This is a genomic window from Micromonospora sp. NPDC005215, assembly GCF_040607915.1.
In the GTDB taxonomy this organism is placed as follows: Bacteria; Actinomycetota; Actinomycetes; order Mycobacteriales; family Micromonosporaceae; genus Micromonospora.
In genome coordinates this window covers 13593-30879 of sequence record NZ_JBEXHQ010000054.1, presented here as the reverse complement: position 1 = coordinate 30879, position 17287 = coordinate 13593, and the positions used below count along the sequence as shown (strand labels likewise).

Annotated in this window: 12 protein-coding genes, 1 pseudogene and 1 riboswitch; of the genes and pseudogenes, 3 read left to right on the top strand and 10 right to left on the bottom strand. The window is 74.4% G+C overall.

Going from position 1 to position 17287, the window contains the following annotated elements; all coding sequences use genetic code 11:
• Positions 1-16: 16 nt before the first annotated feature.
• The 10 genes and pseudogenes from ABZU25_RS29295 to cobN all read right to left on the bottom strand — a co-directional run.
• Positions 17-178, bottom strand: a pseudogene (locus tag ABZU25_RS29295) (4Fe-4S binding protein); the annotation flags it as partial.
• Positions 166-1935, bottom strand: a complete 1770-nt coding sequence (gene cobJ / locus ABZU25_RS29290; RefSeq protein WP_355032590.1) for a precorrin-3B C(17)-methyltransferase — start codon at positions 1933-1935, stop codon at positions 166-168. The pseudogene ABZU25_RS29295 and the gene cobJ, both read right to left, overlap by 13 nt.
• Positions 1932-3218, bottom strand: a complete 1287-nt coding sequence (cbiE, locus tag ABZU25_RS29285; RefSeq protein WP_355032589.1) for a precorrin-6y C5,15-methyltransferase (decarboxylating) subunit CbiE — start codon at positions 3216-3218, stop codon at positions 1932-1934. Before cbiE ends, cobJ begins: the two co-directional genes overlap by 4 nt.
• Entirely contained in the window at positions 3215-4366 is a 1152-nt protein-coding gene (locus ABZU25_RS29280) for a cobalt-precorrin-5B (C(1))-methyltransferase (RefSeq protein WP_355032588.1), read from the bottom strand. Before ABZU25_RS29280 ends, cbiE begins: the two co-directional genes overlap by 4 nt.
• Complete coding sequence (cobM, locus tag ABZU25_RS29275; protein ID WP_355032587.1) at positions 4363-5196, bottom strand: precorrin-4 C(11)-methyltransferase; 834 nt, start codon at positions 5194-5196, stop codon at positions 4363-4365. Before cobM ends, ABZU25_RS29280 begins: the two co-directional genes overlap by 4 nt.
• A complete protein-coding gene (cobI, locus tag ABZU25_RS29270; protein WP_355032586.1) occupies positions 5193-5972 on the bottom strand; it encodes a precorrin-2 C(20)-methyltransferase in 780 nt (259 codons plus the stop codon). The genes cobM and cobI overlap by 4 nt, the downstream gene beginning before the upstream one ends.
• The gene (locus tag ABZU25_RS29265; RefSeq protein ID WP_355032585.1) at positions 5969-7324 is read right to left on the bottom strand and encodes a cobyrinate a,c-diamide synthase; all 1356 of its coding nucleotides are present in this window, start codon (positions 7322-7324) and stop codon (positions 5969-5971) included. The genes cobI and ABZU25_RS29265 overlap by 4 nt, the downstream gene beginning before the upstream one ends.
• A complete protein-coding gene (gene cobO, locus ABZU25_RS29260) occupies positions 7318-7929 on the bottom strand; it encodes a cob(I)yrinic acid a,c-diamide adenosyltransferase (RefSeq protein ID WP_355032584.1) in 612 nt (203 codons plus the stop codon). Before cobO ends, ABZU25_RS29265 begins: the two co-directional genes overlap by 7 nt.
• A 60-nt stretch (positions 7930-7989) precedes the next feature.
• A complete protein-coding gene (locus ABZU25_RS29255) occupies positions 7990-10284 on the bottom strand; it encodes a VWA domain-containing protein (protein ID WP_355032583.1) in 2295 nt (764 codons plus the stop codon).
• A complete protein-coding gene (gene cobN, locus ABZU25_RS29250; RefSeq protein ID WP_355032582.1) occupies positions 10281-13949 on the bottom strand; it encodes a cobaltochelatase subunit CobN in 3669 nt (1222 codons plus the stop codon). The genes ABZU25_RS29255 and cobN overlap by 4 nt, the downstream gene beginning before the upstream one ends.
• 334 nt (positions 13950-14283) lie before the next feature.
• Positions 14284-14413: riboswitch (cobalamin riboswitch) on the bottom strand.
• A gap of 435 nt (positions 14414-14848) precedes the next feature.
• On the opposite strand from cobN, the gene ABZU25_RS29245 reads away from it, so the two are divergent.
• The 3 genes from ABZU25_RS29245 to ABZU25_RS29235 are packed head-to-tail and all read left to right on the top strand — an operon-like array spanning position 14849 to position 17218.
• Positions 14849-15487 (top strand): MBL fold metallo-hydrolase, encoded by a 639-nt coding sequence (locus tag ABZU25_RS29245; RefSeq protein ID WP_355032581.1) that lies wholly within the window; start codon positions 14849-14851, stop codon positions 15485-15487.
• Between the two features lie 37 nt (positions 15488-15524).
• Entirely contained in the window at positions 15525-16418 is an 894-nt protein-coding gene (locus ABZU25_RS29240; RefSeq protein WP_355032580.1) for a DUF5919 domain-containing protein, read from the top strand.
• A complete protein-coding gene (locus ABZU25_RS29235; protein ID WP_355032579.1) occupies positions 16415-17218 on the top strand; it encodes an inositol monophosphatase family protein in 804 nt (267 codons plus the stop codon). The genes ABZU25_RS29240 and ABZU25_RS29235 overlap by 4 nt, the downstream gene beginning before the upstream one ends.
• Positions 17219-17287: the final 69 nt, after the last annotated feature.

Genomic DNA, 17287 nt, shown 5'->3' with positions numbered 1-17287 from the left:
CAGAGTCGGAAACGACGCGGATGGCGTCGACGGGGCAGATCTCCAGGCACTCCAGGCAGCCGGTGCAGCGGTCGGCGCGGACCGTCAGGCCGCCGGCGACCGGCCGGATCGCGTGCGTGGGGCAGGTGAGCAGGCAGGCGCCGCAGCCCTGGCAGGCGCCGATCGTCACGATCGCCACCGGTACCCCCGGGGTGTGACCATCCGGCCGGCGACCAGCCTGGTGTCGCTGCTGCCGACCACCACCACGCTGTACATGTCGACAACGGCCGGGTCGAGGGTGGCCACTGTGGCCAGGTGCACCCGTTCCCCGGGGCGGCTGGCGTTGCGCACCACACCGACCGGGGTGTCCGGCGGCCGGTGCGCGGCGAGGATGCCGAGCGCCTTGCCGAGCTGCCAGTCCCGGGCCCGGCTGCGCGGGTTGTAGAACACCGTCACGAAGTCACCCTCGGCGGCGGCGGTCACCCGCCGCTCGATGACCTCCCACGGGGTGTGCAGGTCGGACAGGCTCACGTAGGCGTGGTCGTGGCCGAGCGGGGCGCCGAGCAGCGCGCCGGCGGCGAGCGCGGCGGTCACCCCGGGCACACCCACCACGTCGATGCGCTCGTCGGCGTACTCCAGGGCGGGGCTGGCCATCGCGTACACCCCGGCGTCGCCGGAGCCGACAAGCGCGACCGCCCGGCCGGCGGCGGCCTCGGCGACGGCGGCGCGGGCCCGTGCCTCCTCCGCGCCGAGCCCGCTGGACAGCACCCGGGTGCCCGGCCGGAGCACGTCTCGGACCTGGTCGAGGTACTGGTCCAGGCCGACCACCACTGCCGCGCGACGCAGCTCGGCCACCGCGCGGGGGGTGCGCAGGTCGGCGGCGCCGGGTCCGAGCCCGACGACGGCGAGCCGGCCGCGTGGCGCGTGCCGGGCCACCGCCACGGTAGCCATCGCCGTCGCGGTCTTTCCCACGAGCAGGGTGGCCTCGTCCGGACGGCCCGCGGGGCCGAGCAGCGCCGCGGCCTCCGCCACGCTCGGTGTGCCGACCGCCGCGCGGACCACCTCGCTGGGGTGCGGCACGTCGACCGCCGCCAGCCGCGTCGCCGGCCAGGTCACCAGGGGTACGCCGAGGGTGTCGGCGGTGCTCAGGATGCCCGCCTCGTCGGCTTTCACGTCGGCGCTGGCCAGGCAGCGCAGGCTCGCCGGGTCGAGGCCGGCCTCGGCCAGCACCCGGTGCAGCAGCTCCGCCACCTCGGCGGCCGGTACGCCCCGACTCGCGCCGACCCCGGCGACAAGCGACGGTGGTCGCAGCACGGCGGTCCGCCCGTCCAGCGGCACCACCCGGTCGGTGACAAGCAGTCGGTAACCAACGCCCACCGCGTGACCGGTGTCGGCGGTCCGGGTGTCGGCCCCGATCTGCGGGGCGATGGGCTGTGGGTGGACGTTCGGGGGCAGGGCGGGCAGCGGCCAGTGGGCGTCGGCGATCAACTGGACCGGCTCGCCGTCCAGGATGGCCCGGGACACCGCGGCGACCGCGCCCCGCACGGGCCAGCCGAGGGTGTCCAGCCCCGGCAGGCCGACCGTGTCGGTGGCGGTGGTGATCACCGGTCGGGCGTCCAGCAGTGCGCCGACCCGCTCGGCGAGATCGTTGCCGCCGCCGGCATGCCCGCCGAGCAGCGCCACGGCGTGCCGGGCCGCCTCGTCGACGACCACCACGGCCGGGTCGCTGCGCTTGTCCGCGAGCAGCGGCGCGAGGATGCGCACCACGGCCCCGGTGGCCAGGAACGCGACCAACGCGTCGCACTGCGCCCAGGCGGTCCGCAGCGCGTCGGTGACACTCTCCCCCTCGACCAGCCGCGCGTGCGGCCAGGCGGCGACGACGGTGTGGGCGTGTCGGCGGCCGGCGGCGGTGGCCGCCACCAGCCCGACGCGAGCGGGCGGGTTCTGGTGGTTCACTGGCGCTCCCCGGTGAGGACGACCACCGGGTTGGTGGCCGCGAGGCGGATCGACCCGCCGGGCAGGTCGGCGAGGCGGGCGGCGGAGAGCTGACTGCCCTCGACCGTGTAGCCGGCGGCGCGCAGGAGACCCACGGCCGGTGCGACCCGGTCCAGCGCGGCAAGGGTGAGCACCACCCGCTCGGGCTGGCGGGCCACCACGGCGGCGAGGACGTCGAACCCGCCGCCGCCGACGAAGACCGCGTCCGGCTCGGGCAGGTCGGCCAGCGCCTGCGGTGCTCGACCGGTGACGAGCCGAACGTCCACCGCGTGCGCTGTCGCGTTGGCGCGGATGGTCGCGCCGGCCCGGGGGTCCTGTTCGACGGCGAGCACGGCCGCGCCGAGCAGGGCACACTCGACGCCGACCGAGCCGCTGCCCGCACCGACGTCCCACACCAGCCGGCCCAGTCGGGGGCGCAGCCGGGCGACGACGAGGGCCCGCACCTCCGACTTGGTGATCATGGAGTCGCGGTGTGCGTACCGGCTCTCCGGCAACGCCCAGCCCCCGGCCGGGGCGGCGGCCGGCTGGTTGTCGGCGCGCATCCCACCCGCCACGATCCGATCGCGGGCGGAGCCCACGAGGTCGGGTGCGGGGTCGACGAGGTCGGGCGCGGCGTCGGGTGCGGCGAGGCTGAGCACGACGTGCGGGTCGGCCCAGGTCTCGGTGGCGGCCTGCTCGGGAGTCACCGCGCGGATCCGTTCGGCGTCGGTGCCCAGGTGCTCGGCGACAAGCAGGTGGCGGGACCAGCCGATCAGGCCCCCGCCCAGCTCGGCGGCACCGGCGCCGGGCGCGGTGAGCACCGCGACCAGCGGCAGCGCCCGGCAGGCGTTCACCGCCGGTCGGGGATCACGGCCGTGCGCGGTGACCACGGCGGCGCCGTCCCAGGGCAGGCCGGCGCGGGCGAACGCGGCGGCCACACTGGACACCGCCGGCACCACCCGCAGTGGCAGCCCGGCCGCGCGCAGCCGCCGGACGATGCCGAACAGACCGGGGTCCCCGCTGGCCAGCACCACGGCCGGCACCCCGCCGGCGACGGCCTCGGTCAGCCGGTGCAGGGCGGGGGCGAGCGGGCCGAGGGCGACGGTGTCCGCGCCGGCCGGTACGGGCACCACGGCCAGGTGCCGGGCGGCCCCGACGACCAGCCCGGCGGCGGCCAGCACCGGCGCGAGGGCCGGGTGCGGCGGTGCGCCGGCGGCGTCCAGGCCGACCACTGTCACGCCGGCCGTCGGCGTCATCCGCGTCATCGGGGCCACCGGCCGGACGAGGCGACGACGCGCGAGCCGGCGAAGTCGACCATCGCCACGTCCACGGTGACCGTCGGCCCGGCGAAGCGCCGCAGCACCTGGCGGACCCGCTGGCAGAGCAGGTCGCCGGCCGGGCCGAGCAGCCCGGCGGCCTCCCACAGCTCGTACGCGTGCCGCCCGGTGTTCGCCTCGGTCACGGCGGCGACCAGCGTCGGGTCACCACCGGCCTCGGCGGTCACCGCGCCGAGCAGGGACAGGTCGACAGTCGAGCGCGTGTAGTGGGTCATCAGGATGCCCGCCGCGAGTTTGGCCAGCTTGCCGGCCATGCCGACGAAGACCACCCCGGTCATCGCGTCGCCCACGGCGGCGGTGACGGCGGCGCCGGTGAAGTCGCCGACCTCGACGAAGCACACCTCGGGCAGGTCGGGCAGGAGCGCGCGGGCGGCCCGCTCGGTACGCCCGCCGGTGCACAGCACCACGGTCCGCTCGCCCTGGGCGGCCATCACGTGCACGGCCTGCACGACGCTGGCCCGCCAGGAGGCGGTGGAGAAGGGACGGACGATCCCGGTGGTGCCGAGGATCGAGATGCCGCCGAGGATGCCGAGCCGCCGGTTGGTGGTCTTGCGGGCCATGATCTCGCCCCGGGGCACGCTGATCACCACCCGGACGCCGACCTCGCTGAGGTCGACGACCTCGGCCACCGCCTCGCCGATCATCCGGCGGGGGGTGTCGTTGATCGCCGGACCACCGACGGCGAGTCCGAGGCCGGGTTTGGTGACAGTGCCGACGCCGGCACCGCCGGTGAGCCGCAGACCGGGGACGTCGGTCCAGTCCACGGTGGCGGTCAGCTCGGCCCCGTGGGTGACGTCCGGGTCGTCCCCGGCGTCCTTGACCACCACCGCCTCGGCCCGGACCGGCGGCGTGCCGGTCAGCTCGCAACGCTCCACCGGGAAACGCACCCGCCGCCCGGCGGGCAGACCGATCTCCACGTCCGGCTGAACCTCCCCGCTGACCAGCGCGGTGACCGCCGCCTTGGCCGCCGCCGTCGCGCAGGCGCCGGTGGTCCAGCCGGTGCGCAGCGCGGCGGGCCGCACCTTCGCCGTCCGCGGCAGGTCCGGCTCACGCAGCGGCGGCTCGACGTACGTCACTGTGTGCCTGTTCCCCCGCCGCGACCGCCGGCCTGGCGGCGCAGCTCCGCACGGGCGGCCGGCTCGGCGCGACGGAAGGTGTGGAAGTGCCCGGGGTGGTACAGGTGCGAGCGGGTGCCCTCGGCGGCCAGTGCCGGCCCGACCAGGAAGAGGGTGTGCTTCCACAGCCTGTGCTGTTTGACCGTCGCCTCCAGGGTGCCCACCGTGCACCGCACCACCAGCTCGTCCGGCCAGGTCGCCTGGTACGCCACCACGGCCGGGGTGTCCGCCGGGTAGCCGCCGGCCAGCAGCTCGGCCTGCACCTGCCCGGACCGGGCGGCGGAGAGGAACAGCGCCATTGTGGTGCCGTGCCGGGCGAAGTCACGGACCCGCTCGCCGGGCGGCATCGGGGTCTTGCCACCTTCGAGGCGGGTGAGGATCACCGACTGGGCCACCTCGGGCACTGTCAGCTCCCGCCCGACGATCGCCGCGACGGCGGTGAACGAGGAGACCCCGGGCACGATCTCGACGGCCAGGTCGAGCGCCCGGCACACGTCCAGTTGCTCCTGCATCGCGCCCCACAGCGCCGGGTCGCCGGAGTGGATCCGGGCCACTGTCAGCCCCTGCTCGGCGGCCCGCTGGTAGAGCGGCAGCACACCCTCGATGGGCAGCTGCGACGAGTCGACGATCTCCGCGCCGGGCCGGGCGTGGTCGAGCACGTCGACGTGCACCAGGCTGGCCGCCCAGATCACGATGTCCGCCTCGGCGATCACCCGGGCGGCCCGCAGGGTCAGCAGGTCGGCCGCCCCGGGGCCGGCGCCGACGAACCACACAGTGCCGTCGCTTGTCACAGTTTTCCTCCTCGGCGGTCTCGGCGGGCCGGGACCAGCAGCGTCGACAGGTACGGCAGGTCGTGGGTGGTGTCGTCGACCGGGCCGACGTGTTCGCCGGGCAGCCCCAGGCTGCGCCCGAGCACCGCGTCGGCGACCCGGCCCTGCCGGCGCAGCTCGGCGAGCAGCTCCGGATGCCGCCGCCAGCCCTTGTAGGCGACCACGGTGCCCGGCCCGGCGAGGGCGTCGGCGAACAGCGCCAGACCGGCGGTGGCCGGCAGCAGGGTCAGCGGTTCGCGTCCCTCGCAGAGCGGGGTGCCGCTGCGGGCCGCCAGCTCCTGCATGGCGGTGACGCCGGGCACTGTCGCCACCCGCACCGCCGGGCGCAGGGCCCGGACGCTCTGCGCCAGGTAGCCGAAGGTGGAGTAGACGTTGGGGTCACCGATTGTCGCGAACGCCAGTGACCGCGCGCCCGCGTCGATCGCCTCGACCACCACCCGGGCCGCGTCGTCCCAGGCCGCCGCCCGCCGGGCGGTCACCCCACCCCGGTCGTCGAGGGCGAACGGCAGCCGGCGCAGCCGGTCCGCCGCCACGTACTCCCGGATGGTCGCCTCGGCCCGCCCGGCGTCCGCACCCGCCGGCGTCGCGGCGGCGGTCACCGTGGGCTCGACCCGGTCCGCCAGCACGGGTACGAAGACCACGTCGGCCTCGCGCAGCACCCGCACCGCCTTGACGGTGAGCAGTTCCGGGTCACCCGGGCCGACTCCCACCCCGGTCAGCGTGGCGTCGGCGCTCATCGGCACGCCTGGACGAGGCGGCGGGCCGCAGCGGGGTGACCGGCCCAGTGGGTGTGCAGGTAGGAGGCGTGCACCCGACCGCTCACGAAGCCGTGCTCCGCGTCGTCCCAGCGCCACGCCGACCGGTCACCGTGCTGCGGGTCGGTGGTGGTGCGGTGGAACTCGTGGCCACGTACCGGCTCGCCGGCGCGGGCCACCGGGGAGTCGGTGACGGCCACGGCCTCGCGGTAGCCGAGGGTGAGCCGGCCGGTCATCCGGGCGGTCAGGTCCAGCCGACCGCACATCGGCACACCGTCCAGGGACCGCCCGAGGTAGAGCAGCCCGGCGCACTCGGCCACGATCGGCCCGTCGAAGTCGGCCAGCTCGGCGCGGAGCGTGGCGTTGCCGGCCAGCGCCTGGGCGTACGCCTCGGGGAACCCGCCGCCGATGACCACCGCGCGGGTGCCGGCGGGCAGCGTCGGGTCGCGCAGCGGGTCGACGGTGACGACGTCCGCGCCGGCCGCGGTGAGCAGTTCGGCGGTCTCCGCGTACGAGAAGGTGAAGGCCGGGCCACCGGCGAGCGCGACGAGTGGCCGTTCGGCGTCGGCCGGCCCGCCGACGGCGGTGACCGGGTCCCAGGCGGGGGTGGTCAGCGGTGCGGCGGTGCGGGCCAGGTCGAGCACCGCGTCGAGGTCCACTGTGGCCTCGACCAGCTCGGCGAGCGCGCTGACGATCGCCAGGGACTCGGGGGCCCGCTCGGCGACCGGGACCAGCCCGAGGTGCCGGGCCGGCGCGGCCACCTCGGCGGCGCGGGTGACCGCCCCGAGCACCGGTACGCCCACCTCGGCGAGGGCGTCGCGCAGCAGCGTCTCGTGCCGGGGCGAGCCGACCCGGTTGAGGATCACTCCACCGATCCGTACCGCCGGGTCGAAGGCGGCCATGCCCAGCGTCAGCGCGGCGGCCGAGCGGCCCTGCGCGGTGGTGTCCAGCACCAGCAGCACGGGTGCCTCGATCAGCCGGGCGACGTGCGCCGTGGAGGCGTAGTCGCGGCGGCCGACCGCGCCGTCGTGCAGACCCATGACGCCCTCCACGACGGCGATGTCGGCGGGTGTCGGGACGCTCGCGCCGTGTCGCAGCAGCGGGGCGATCCGTTCGGCCCCGACCAGGAACGGGTCGAGGTTGCGCCCGGGTCGCCCGGCCGCGAGGGCGTGGTAGCCGGGGTCGATGTAGTCGGGGCCCACCTTGTGCGGGCTGACCGTCAGGCCGCGACGGCGCAGCGCGGCGAGCAGCCCGGTGGCGACTGTCGTCTTGCCGTGGCCGCTGGCCGGCGCGGCGACCACCAGCCGGGGCAGCGCCCAGGATGTGCTCACCACTCGATGCCCTTCTGGCCCTTCTGGCCGGCGTCCATCGGGTGCTTGACCTTTGTCAGCTCGGCCACCAGGTCGGCGGCGGCGACCAGGCGGGGGTCGGCGTCCCGGCCGGTGATGACCACGTGTTGGAAGCCGGGCCGGTCGGCCAGGGTGGCGACCACCTCGTCGACGTCCACCCAGCCCCACTTCATCGGGTAGGTGAACTCGTCAAGCACGTACAGCCCGTAGCGCTCGGCGGCCAGGTCACGTTGGATCTGCCGCCAACCCTCCAGCGCGTCGGCGGCGTGGTCGGCCTCGCCGCCGCGCTGAATCCACGACCAGCCCTCGCCCATCTTGTGCCAGGCCACCGGCGCGCCCTGGCCGGTGCGCTCGTGCACCTCGCCGAGCGCCCGGAAGGCGTTCTCCTCGCCCACCCGCCACTTGGCGCTCTTGACGAACTGGAACACGCCGATCGGCAGGCCGGCCGTCCAGGCCCGCAACGCCAGCCCGAAGGCCGCTGTCGACTTGCCCTTCATCTGTCCGGTGTGGACGATCAGTAGTGGCCGGTGCCGCCGCTGCCGGGTCGTCAACCCGTCGGCGGGCACCACGCTCGGTTGTCCCTGCGGCATCAGCGGTCTCCCCTTCGCGCGATCGTGCGGTCTCGGTCTGTCATCGGTGCCGGTCGTCCCTCACACCGCGACGGGAAGCGCGGAACCGTGGGGGTGGGTGAGGGCGGCCAGGGGGTGGTGCGAGGCACCCAACTGGGTGGCCAGTCGGCGGGCCAGGTGCAGGCGGACCGGGCCGGTTTCGCAGTCGACGACCACGCAGTGCGCGCCGGTCGCCGCGAGCACCTGGGCGGCTGCCGCGGCGCGGTCCAGCGGGCGGGTGCCCGCCGTGGCTCGGCCGTCGGTGACGACGAGGACCAGAGCTCGCCGCAACGGGTCGCGCAGACGCTCCACCCGCAGCAGGCCGGCGGCCGCGAGCAGCCCCTCGGCCAGCGGCGTACGCCCACCGGTGGGCAACTCCGCCAGCCGGGTCGAGGCGGCCAGCACCGACGAGGTGGCCGGCAACAACGTCCGAGCGGCGGCCCCCCGAAAGGCGATCACCGCGACCTTGTCCCGCCGCTGGTAGGCGTCGGTGAGCAGGGCGAGCACCGCGTCCTTCACGGCGGTCATCCGCTGCCGGGCTCCCATCGAGCCGCTCGCGTCCACAACGAACAGCACCAGGTTGCCCTCCCGTCCCTCCCGGACCGCCTCGCGCACGTCGTCGGGCCGCAACCGCAGCGGCCCGGTCAGCCGCCCCCGGGAGGCCTGGTGTGGCGCGGCGGCACGAACCGTCGCCGGCAGGTGCAGGGCCGCGACCCGGCCCGTCGGCACCCGCGCCCCGGTGGTGCGCCCCCGCCCGGTGCGGGCCCGGGAACGCCGGCCGGGCACCCCGTCACCCACCCCGGGCGCGGTGAGCACCCGCGCCCGCAACCCACCCCGGGGTACGGCCACCGGCTGACCTTCCCCGCCGCTGCCCCGCTTCCGGGCCGGGTCGTCACCACCGGCCGCCGCGTCCCGACCGCTGTGTGCCCCCGGGTGCTGACCCTGTCCGCCCCGGTCGTCGGTCGGGCGCTGCGGCCACCCGTCGTCGATTCCGGGCGACCCGTCGGTACGCCCGTCCGGGCCGGCGTCGGCACGGGACGCCGGGTGATCGACCGAGCCGGATGCGCCGCTGTCGACTCCATCGCCGCTGCCGTCGGAGCGGCCACCACCGTCGGGGCCGCTGCGGTCGACGCCGCTGCCGGCACCGCCCTGCGGGCCACCACCGCCAGACGGGCCACCGCCAGACGGGCCACCGCCGTCCCGGCCACGCCGGTCGGATCCGCCGTCGTCGTCCGGACCGCCGTCGTCCGGACCGCCGTCCGGCCCACGGTCGTCTGGGCCACTGTCGTCCGGGCCACTGTCGTCCGGGTCGTCGGGGTGGGCGTCCTGGGCGCGCTGCAACGCCTCGTCCAGGCGCTTCTCGTCCAGCCCGGGGGTGTCGAACGGGTCGCGGCGGCGGCGATGCGGCAGGGCCAGCCGGGCGGCCACCCGGACGTCGTCGATGCTGACCCGGTCCCGACCGTGCCAGGCGGCGTGGGCGAGGGCGGTCCGGGCGGTGACGATGTCGGCGCGCATGCCGTCCACGTCGAACGCGGCGCACACCTCGGCGATCTGCCGCAGCGCGGCGTCCGGCAGGCGTACCCCGGGCAGCCGGCGGCGGGCGGCGGCCACCTGGCCGGCGATCTCCGCGTCGGCGTCGGCCCACCGGGCGGCGAACCCGGCCGGGTCGGCGTCGGCGTCGAGCCGACGGCGGACCACCTCGACGCGGACCGCCGGGTCCCGGCTGGCACCCACCTCGACGGTGAGCCCGAACCGGTCGAGCAACTGCGGGCGCAGCTCCCCCTCCTCCGGGTTCATCGTGCCGACCAGCAGGAACCGGGCCGCGTGGCTGACCGAGACGCCCTCCCGCTCGACGTGGCTACGGCCCATTGCCGCCGCGTCGAGCAACAGGTCGACGAGGTGGTCGTGCAGCAGGTTGACCTCGTCGACGTAGAGCACCCCCCGGTGGGCGGCGGCGAGCAGACCCGGCTCGAAGGCGCGTACCCCCTCGCCCAGGGCCTTCTCCAGGTCCAGGGAGCCGACCACCCGGTCCTCGGCGGCGCCGACCGGCAGCTCGACGAGGCGGGCGGGGCGGGTCTCGGCGGTGGCGTCGACCGGATGCGGCCCGTCCGGGCAGGCCGGGTCCGGCTCGGCCGGGTCACAGCCGAAGCGGCAGCCGGCGACCCGGCGCACCGGGGGCAGCAGCGCGGCGAGCGCCCGCACGGCGGTGGACTTCGCGGTGCCCTTCTCGCCCCGGACCAGCACGCCGCCGATCGCCGGGGAGACCGCGTTGAGCAGCAGCGCCAACCGCATGTCGGCCATGCCGAGCACCGCGCTGAACGGATAGGTGACTGTCATGCCCGGTCCTCCAGGTCGCCCTCGCTGGCCAGGTACGTGTCGCGCAGCCGGTCCAGGGTGGCCGGCTCGGGTTTGGCCCACAGCCCTCGGTCGGCGGCCTCCAACAGCCGCTCGGTGATGCCGCGCAGCGCCCACGGGTTGGACTGCTCCAGGAACTCGCGGGTGGTGTCGTCGAAGAGGTACGCGGCGGCCAGGTGCTCGTACATCCAGTCGTCGACCACTCCGGCGGTGGCGTCGTAGCCGAACAGGTAGTCCACTGTGGCGGCCAGCTCGAACGCGCCCTTGTAGCCGTGCCGGCGCATCGCGGCGATCCACTTCGGGTTGACCACCCGGGCCCGGAACACCCGCCGGGTCTCCTCGCCCAGCGTGCGGGTACGCACGTCGTGCGGCATCGCCGAGTCACCCACGTACGCCTGCGGTGCGGTGCCGGTGAGGTGGCGGACCATCGCCACCATCCCGCCGTGGTACTGGAAGTAGTCGTCGGAGTCGACGATGTCGTGCTCGCGGGTGTCCTGGTTCTTCACCGCCACCGCGATCCGGGCGAAGGAGCGTTCCATGTCGGCGCGCGCCTCCCGCCCGTCCAGGCCCCGGCCGTAGGCGTAGCCGCCCCACACCGCGTACACCTCGGCCAGGTCGGCGTCGCTGCGCCAGGTCCGGGCGTCGATGAGGGGCAGCAGGCCCGCGCCGTACGCCCCGGGCTTCGAGCCGAAGATTCGGGCGGTGGCCCGCCGCTCGTCGCCGTGCTCGGCGAGGTCGGCGGCGACGTGCGCGCGCAGGTAGTTCTCCTCGTCCGGCTCGTCCAGGGCGGCGATGCGCCGGACGGCGTCGTCGAGCAGCGCCACCACGTGCGGAAACGCGTCCCGGAAGAAGCCGGAGATCCGCACTGTCACATCGACGCGCGGTCGACCCAGCTCGGCGGTCGGCACCACCTCGATGCCGGTGACCCGCCGGGACCGCTCGTCCCACACCGGCCGGCAACCCAGCAGGGCGAGCACCTCGGCGATGTCGTCGCCCTGGGTGCGCATGGCGCTGGTGCCCCACACTGTCAACCCCACCGAGCGGGGGTACGCGCCGGTGTCGGCGAGGTGCCGGGCCAGCAGCGAGTCCGCGAGGGCCACCCCGACGTCCCAGGCGTTGCGGCTGGGGATGGCCTTCGGGTCGACGGAGTAGAAGTTGCGGCCGGTGGGCAGCACGTTGACCAGGCCCCGGGTGGGTGAGCCGGACGGGCCGGGCGGCACGAACCGGCCGTCGAGCGCGCCGAGGGTGTTTGTCAGCTCGTCGGTGGTGCGATCCAGCCGGGGCACCAGCTCGGTGGCGGCGAAGAGCAGCACGGCGGCGACGTCCGGCATCGGCTGGCCGGTCACCTCCGCGACCACCGCGTCGACGGCCCCGGCGTCCCAGCCGAGCGTCTCCATGCCGAGGACCAACCGCCGGGCGAGCGCCTCGATCAGGTCGACGGCGTCGGCGGCGGTGCCGGCCGGCCCGTCCACCACGTCGGTCAGCGTCGTGGGCACCGTCAGTCGTTCTCCCGGTGCGGCGAGCAGCGCCTGCTCGTCGAGGGAGTACGCGACGGCGAGGGCCTGCCGCAGGCCGGGCAGGGCGTAGGCGCCGCCCCAGATCTGGGGTGCGCGCAGCACCGCGAGGACCAGGTTGACCCGGGGCTCACCGGTCGGCGCGTCGGCGAGGATGTGCAGCCCGTCGCGGATCTGCACGTCCTTGACCTCGCAGAGGTACCCGTCGAGGTGCAGCACGAAGTCGTCGAAGTCGTCCGCGTCGGGCATCGCCTCGGCGTGCAGGTCGTGGTGCAGTTCCGCGGCGCGTACGAGGTCCCAGATCTGCGCCCGCACGGTGGGCACCTTCGCCGGGTCGAGGGCCTGCACGGTGGCGTACTCGTCGAGCAGTTGCTCCAGTTTGGCCAGGTCGCCGTAGGTTTCAGCGCGGGCCATCGGCGGCACCAGGTGGTCGATCACCACGGCGTGCGCGCGGCGCTTGGCCTGGGTGCCCTCGCCGGGGTCGTTGACGATGAACGGGTAGACCAGCGGCAGGTCGCCGAGGACCGCGTCCGGCGCGCAGTCGGCGGCCAGGCCGAGGCCCTTGCCGGGCAGCCACTCCAGGGTGCCGTGCTTGCCCAGGTGCACCACGGCGTCCGCGCCGAAGCCACCGTCCGCGCTCGGCGCGGCCAGCCAGCGGTACGCGGCCAGGTAGTGGTGACTGGGCGGCAGGTCCGGGTCGTGGTAGATGGCGATCGGGTTCTCCCCGAAGCCGCGCGGCGGCTGGATCAGCAGCACCACGTTGCCGAAGCGCAGCCCGGCGAGGACGATGTCCCCGCCCTCGGTGTAGAGCTGGCCGGGCGGCTCACCCCAGTGTTCGCGCATCCGCTCGCGCAGCTCGGCGGGGACCTTGTCGAACCACCGCCGGTACGTCGGCCCCGGTATCCGGGCCTCGGCGGCGGCCAGCTGCTCCGGGGTGAGCCATTCCACGTCGTGACCACCGGCGGCGATCAGCGCGTGGATCAGCGCGTCACCGTCGTCGGGCACCGGCGCGTCGCCCAGGTGGTAGCCGGCCTCGGCGAGCGCGGCGAGCAGCCGGACCGCCGAGACCGGGGTGTCCAGCCCGACGGCGTTGCCGACCCGGGAGTGTTTGGTGGGGTACGAGCTGAGCACCACGGCGATCCGCTTGTCGGCGTTGGGCACGTACCGCAGCCGGGCGTGGCGCACGGCGATCCCGGCGACCCGGGCGGCCCGGTCGGCGTCGGCGGCGTAGACCGACAGCCCGTCGGCGTCGATCTGCTTGAACGAGAACGGCACGCTGACGATCCGGCCGTCGAACTCGGGGATGGCCACCTGCATCGCCGCGTCCAACGGGGACAGCCCGGCGTCGCTGCCGGCCCACTGCGCGCGGGTGCTGGTGAGGCAGAGCGCCTGGATGATCGGCACGTCCAGGGCGGCCAGGGCGCCGACGTCCCAGGCGTCCTCGTCGCCGCCCCCGGAGGCGTCCGCGGCGACCGCGCCGCCGGCCGCGAGCACGGTGACCAGCAGCGCGTCGCAGCGGGCGAAGAGCCCGAGCGGGCCCGCGCCAGTGGTCAGCCCCCGCAGCGAGCCGCAGAAGATCGGCAGCGGGTTGCCGCCGGCCGCCCGCACCGCCTCGGCCAACACGTCGACGAAGCCGGTGTTGCCGGCCAGGGCGTGCGCCCGGTAGAAGACGATCCCCACGGTGGGCCGCTCCGGGTCGGTCGGGTGCTGGCCGTGCACGCCGTACGCGGCGGTGGGCGCGGGCGGGGCGAACCCCTCGCCGGTGAGCAGCACCGTGTCGGAGAGGAAGCGGGCCAACTGCCCGAGGTTGTCCGGCCCACCCTCGACCAGGTAGGCCAGCGCCTGGGTGACGACCCCGGACGGCACTGTGGAGATCGCCATCAGCTCCGCGTCGGGCAGCGCCTCGCCGCCGAGCACGACCGTCGGCACACCGGTGGCGAGCACCGCAGCGAGGCCGTCCGGCCACGCCTGCCGACCGCCGAGCAGGCGTACGACGACGAGGGCGACCACGTCGAGCAGGGCGGGCACCTCGTCGGCGGCGACCCGCGCGGGGTTGGCGAGCCGGTAGTCGGCCCCGCTGGCGCGGGCGGCCAGCAGGTCGGTGTCGGCGGTGGAGAGCAGCAGGATGCGCACGGCAGGCTCCGGAGAGTGACGCCCGGGCGGCCACGGAGGCGACCTGGACGAAGCGGGTGGGTGCGGCGTCAGCCGGTACGACGGCGCGGCCGACTCGCCGACGCGGACGTCGGGCCGGTCAGCGCCGGGCGCTCAGCTCAGCGGGACCGGCGGCCGGCCGCGTCGACCTGGAGCACGCCGACGAGGCCGGCCCGGAGCACGCGGGCGCGGCCGGTCGTGGGCGCGGTGCGGCGCCCACGACACCTGTCATGGCGATGTTCGTCGGTGCATGCGACGCCGTGCGTCATCGGGTCCTCCTCGGGTGTCCACGCCCTGGGGTACATCCCGACGGCCGAAGTATCCTGGCTTCCGGATCGACGCTCTCCCCCGGCCTTCCAGCCGCAGACACACGGCCGTGACTCACGAGGGGGGATCGCTCCCCGGTGACAGTGGCGGGACCGCGTCGGATTCGCACCGACTTCCTTCACTGCCGTCAGGCCGCGAATGCTGCCACACCGCCGCGCCGCCGGTCAACGCAGGCCCGGCCCCGCCAGCCGAACGCAACCCATCGACTTTGACCGATTTCGGTGACCGCGAACCCGCACTTCGCATACCCCCAACATCAATGCCGCGCCCCCTTTGCTTTGCTTACCTATGTGCACCAGTGACGCTCCGTGCCCGGTGCGCATAGGTAAGCAGAGCAAAGGCTGGGCGCACATACTCTGGCCTGCGCCGATCGCCGGATGGGGCGGTGACACGCGGCACCCGCGCCTAGGATCGGCAGACACCCCGGCAGTGTCCGCGGTCAATATCGGAGTTCGATCACGGTGGTCGCCCCGCAGTTTCACCACCTGGCGGGCCGCGTCTGACTCTCTCCCGGCGATCCCGACCCGGCGGCGGTCCAGGCTGGTGTCGCCGTCGTGGCCGACGAGCGCGGCAGTGTGATGATCGACGCCGGGCAGAGCCCCGCGCACGCCCGCGAGGTCCAGGCCGCGCTGACCGCCGCCGGGCTACCGCAGCCGCGCTGGCTCGTCTACACCCACCACCACTGGGACCACGTCTGGGGCGCCTGCGCCTGGCCCGGGGTCGAGATCATCGGGCACGAGACGACCGTGCTACTGCTGCGCGCCGAAGCCGCCCGACCGACGCCCCGCCGCCGAGGCGCATCAGTCGGCTCCATCGCGTCGAGGGCGACGAGTCAGCGACAACCAGCCGAGGAAGCGCGCGTGCATCTTGGCAAGGTCAGGGCGACCGCCGAGGCTGAGCAGGTCGTGAATCGCCTCGTTCATGCAGGACGCCAGGTAGAGCGCCAGGGCCAGGGAGTGACCGTAGAACTCGGCGACGAGATCGAGTTGCGCGCGGGAGCACGGCCATGGGGCGGCGCAGTTTCGGCACAGCCAGGCTGGGCGCATCGGCAGGTGCGGGCGGCACGAAGGTCTCACGTACCGAGCCTGATCGCCGCAATCGCCGGCATCCATCACGGCGGGTGGTTCCTCGGGGGATATTTTCTACCCGCTCTCCGGATGTCGTCCGGGCCGCGCCGGTTGCCCACTGGATAAGCTGACCCTCACCCCAGAGGCGGGAAGGGCGCGTGGCGTGAGCATTCGAACCGCCCCACCGTTCACCATCCCGCACCTGCTGTGGGAGACCTCCGACATGCTCGACGCCCTGACCGCTCGGGACATCGCTCAGGTGTTCCGGCTTGTGCAACGAGCCACCCGCGCCAGCCAGACCAATCTCGGTATCGCCACCGGTCTCAGCCAGGCCCAGGTCAGCGAGATCACCAGCGGCGCCCGACGGGTCAGCAGCATCCACGTCCTCTCCCGCATCTGCGCCGGCCTGTCCATGCCGAGCCACGCACGCATGACGCTTCTCCTCGGCGAACGTCATTCGGCCTCAACAGAACAGGACCTCAGGCACCCCCAGCTCGGCAGGGTTGATCGCGACCGGCTGGGCGACGTCACCGCGATCTATTCCAACCGATCTGACTTCACCGCGGCGTTGCCGCCGCATGTCCTCTTCAACCAGGCCAGGGACATCCGCGCGGCGGGCTTGTCACTCAACCTCATCTGTCAGCAATACGCCGACAATCACCTCCTGAAGCTCCTCGCCGCCGGCGGTCGCCTCCGCTGCCTGTTCCTTGATCCGGACGGCGCGACGATACGGCAGCTGGAGCGCGAAGACGACTATCCAGAGGGACATCTCAGCGCACTCACCGAACTCAACATCCAGAACCTGGCTTGCCGAATCAGCAACCGGCTCCCGGCGGAAGCGCGTGACCGCCTCGCCGTTCGGGTGTACGACGAATCCGTCCGGGCCAACATCCTTCTGGTCGACGACCGGCTCTGCGTTGTTCAGCACTATCTACCGCAGATGCGAGGGGTCGACTGCCCGACGATGGTCATCGAGCGCAACGCTGCCCCCTCCGGCCTCTACCCAATATTCGACGGGATGTTCAGCTCACTGTGGGAGCGCAGCCGCCAGCTATGACCGACTATGCCCGCCTTCTTCCCCTCGCACAGGAGGCCGTGGACCTGGCGCGCGACCTGATGCGGACGCTCCAGCCCGGTGCGCTGACCTTCAAGGGTGACCGCGACATGGCCTCCGAGTTGGACTACGCCATCGAGCGAGCGGTCCGCGAGCATCTGGCCGCCAAGGCGCCCCACATCGGGTTCCTCGGCGAGGAGTACGGCAGTAGCGGCGACGCCAGCACACTCACCTGGGCACTCGATCCGGTCGACGGCACCGTCAACTTCATCCACGGCTCACCCCTGTGCGCGATCTCCCTCGGCCTCATCCACAGGACCCATTCCGTCCTCGGCGTCATCGACCTCCCGTTCCTCGGCACCCGATACCACGCCGCCACGGGACACGGTGCCTACGCCAACAACCGACGCATCCACGCCAGCGGGGTCACCGACCTCAAGGACGCCGTCGTCGCCATCGGCGACTACGCGGTCGGGACCGAGGCCAGCCGGAAGAACACCGAACGACTTGCCGTCACTGAGCAGCTCGCCCAGCACGTCCAACGGATACGCATGCATGGTTCCGCCGCGATCGACCTCGCCTGGTTGGCCCACGGCAGGATTGACGCGTTCATCATGCTCAACAACAAGCCCTGGGACACTGTCGCGGGCGTCGTGATCGCCCGAGAGGCTGGCGCGCTGGTGGTCGACATCGACGGCACGCGCCACAGTGTGGATGCTGTCGCTACCGTCGCCGGCAACGACCTGCTCCTTCCGCCCATCCTCACGCTCGTTCAGCGAGCACTCGCACGCGCAGCAACCTGACCCGCAGGGACAGGCCGGGTCCGGCAGGCGCAAAGTTCAGCAGGCCCGCTCGGCCGTCGAGAACGCCTG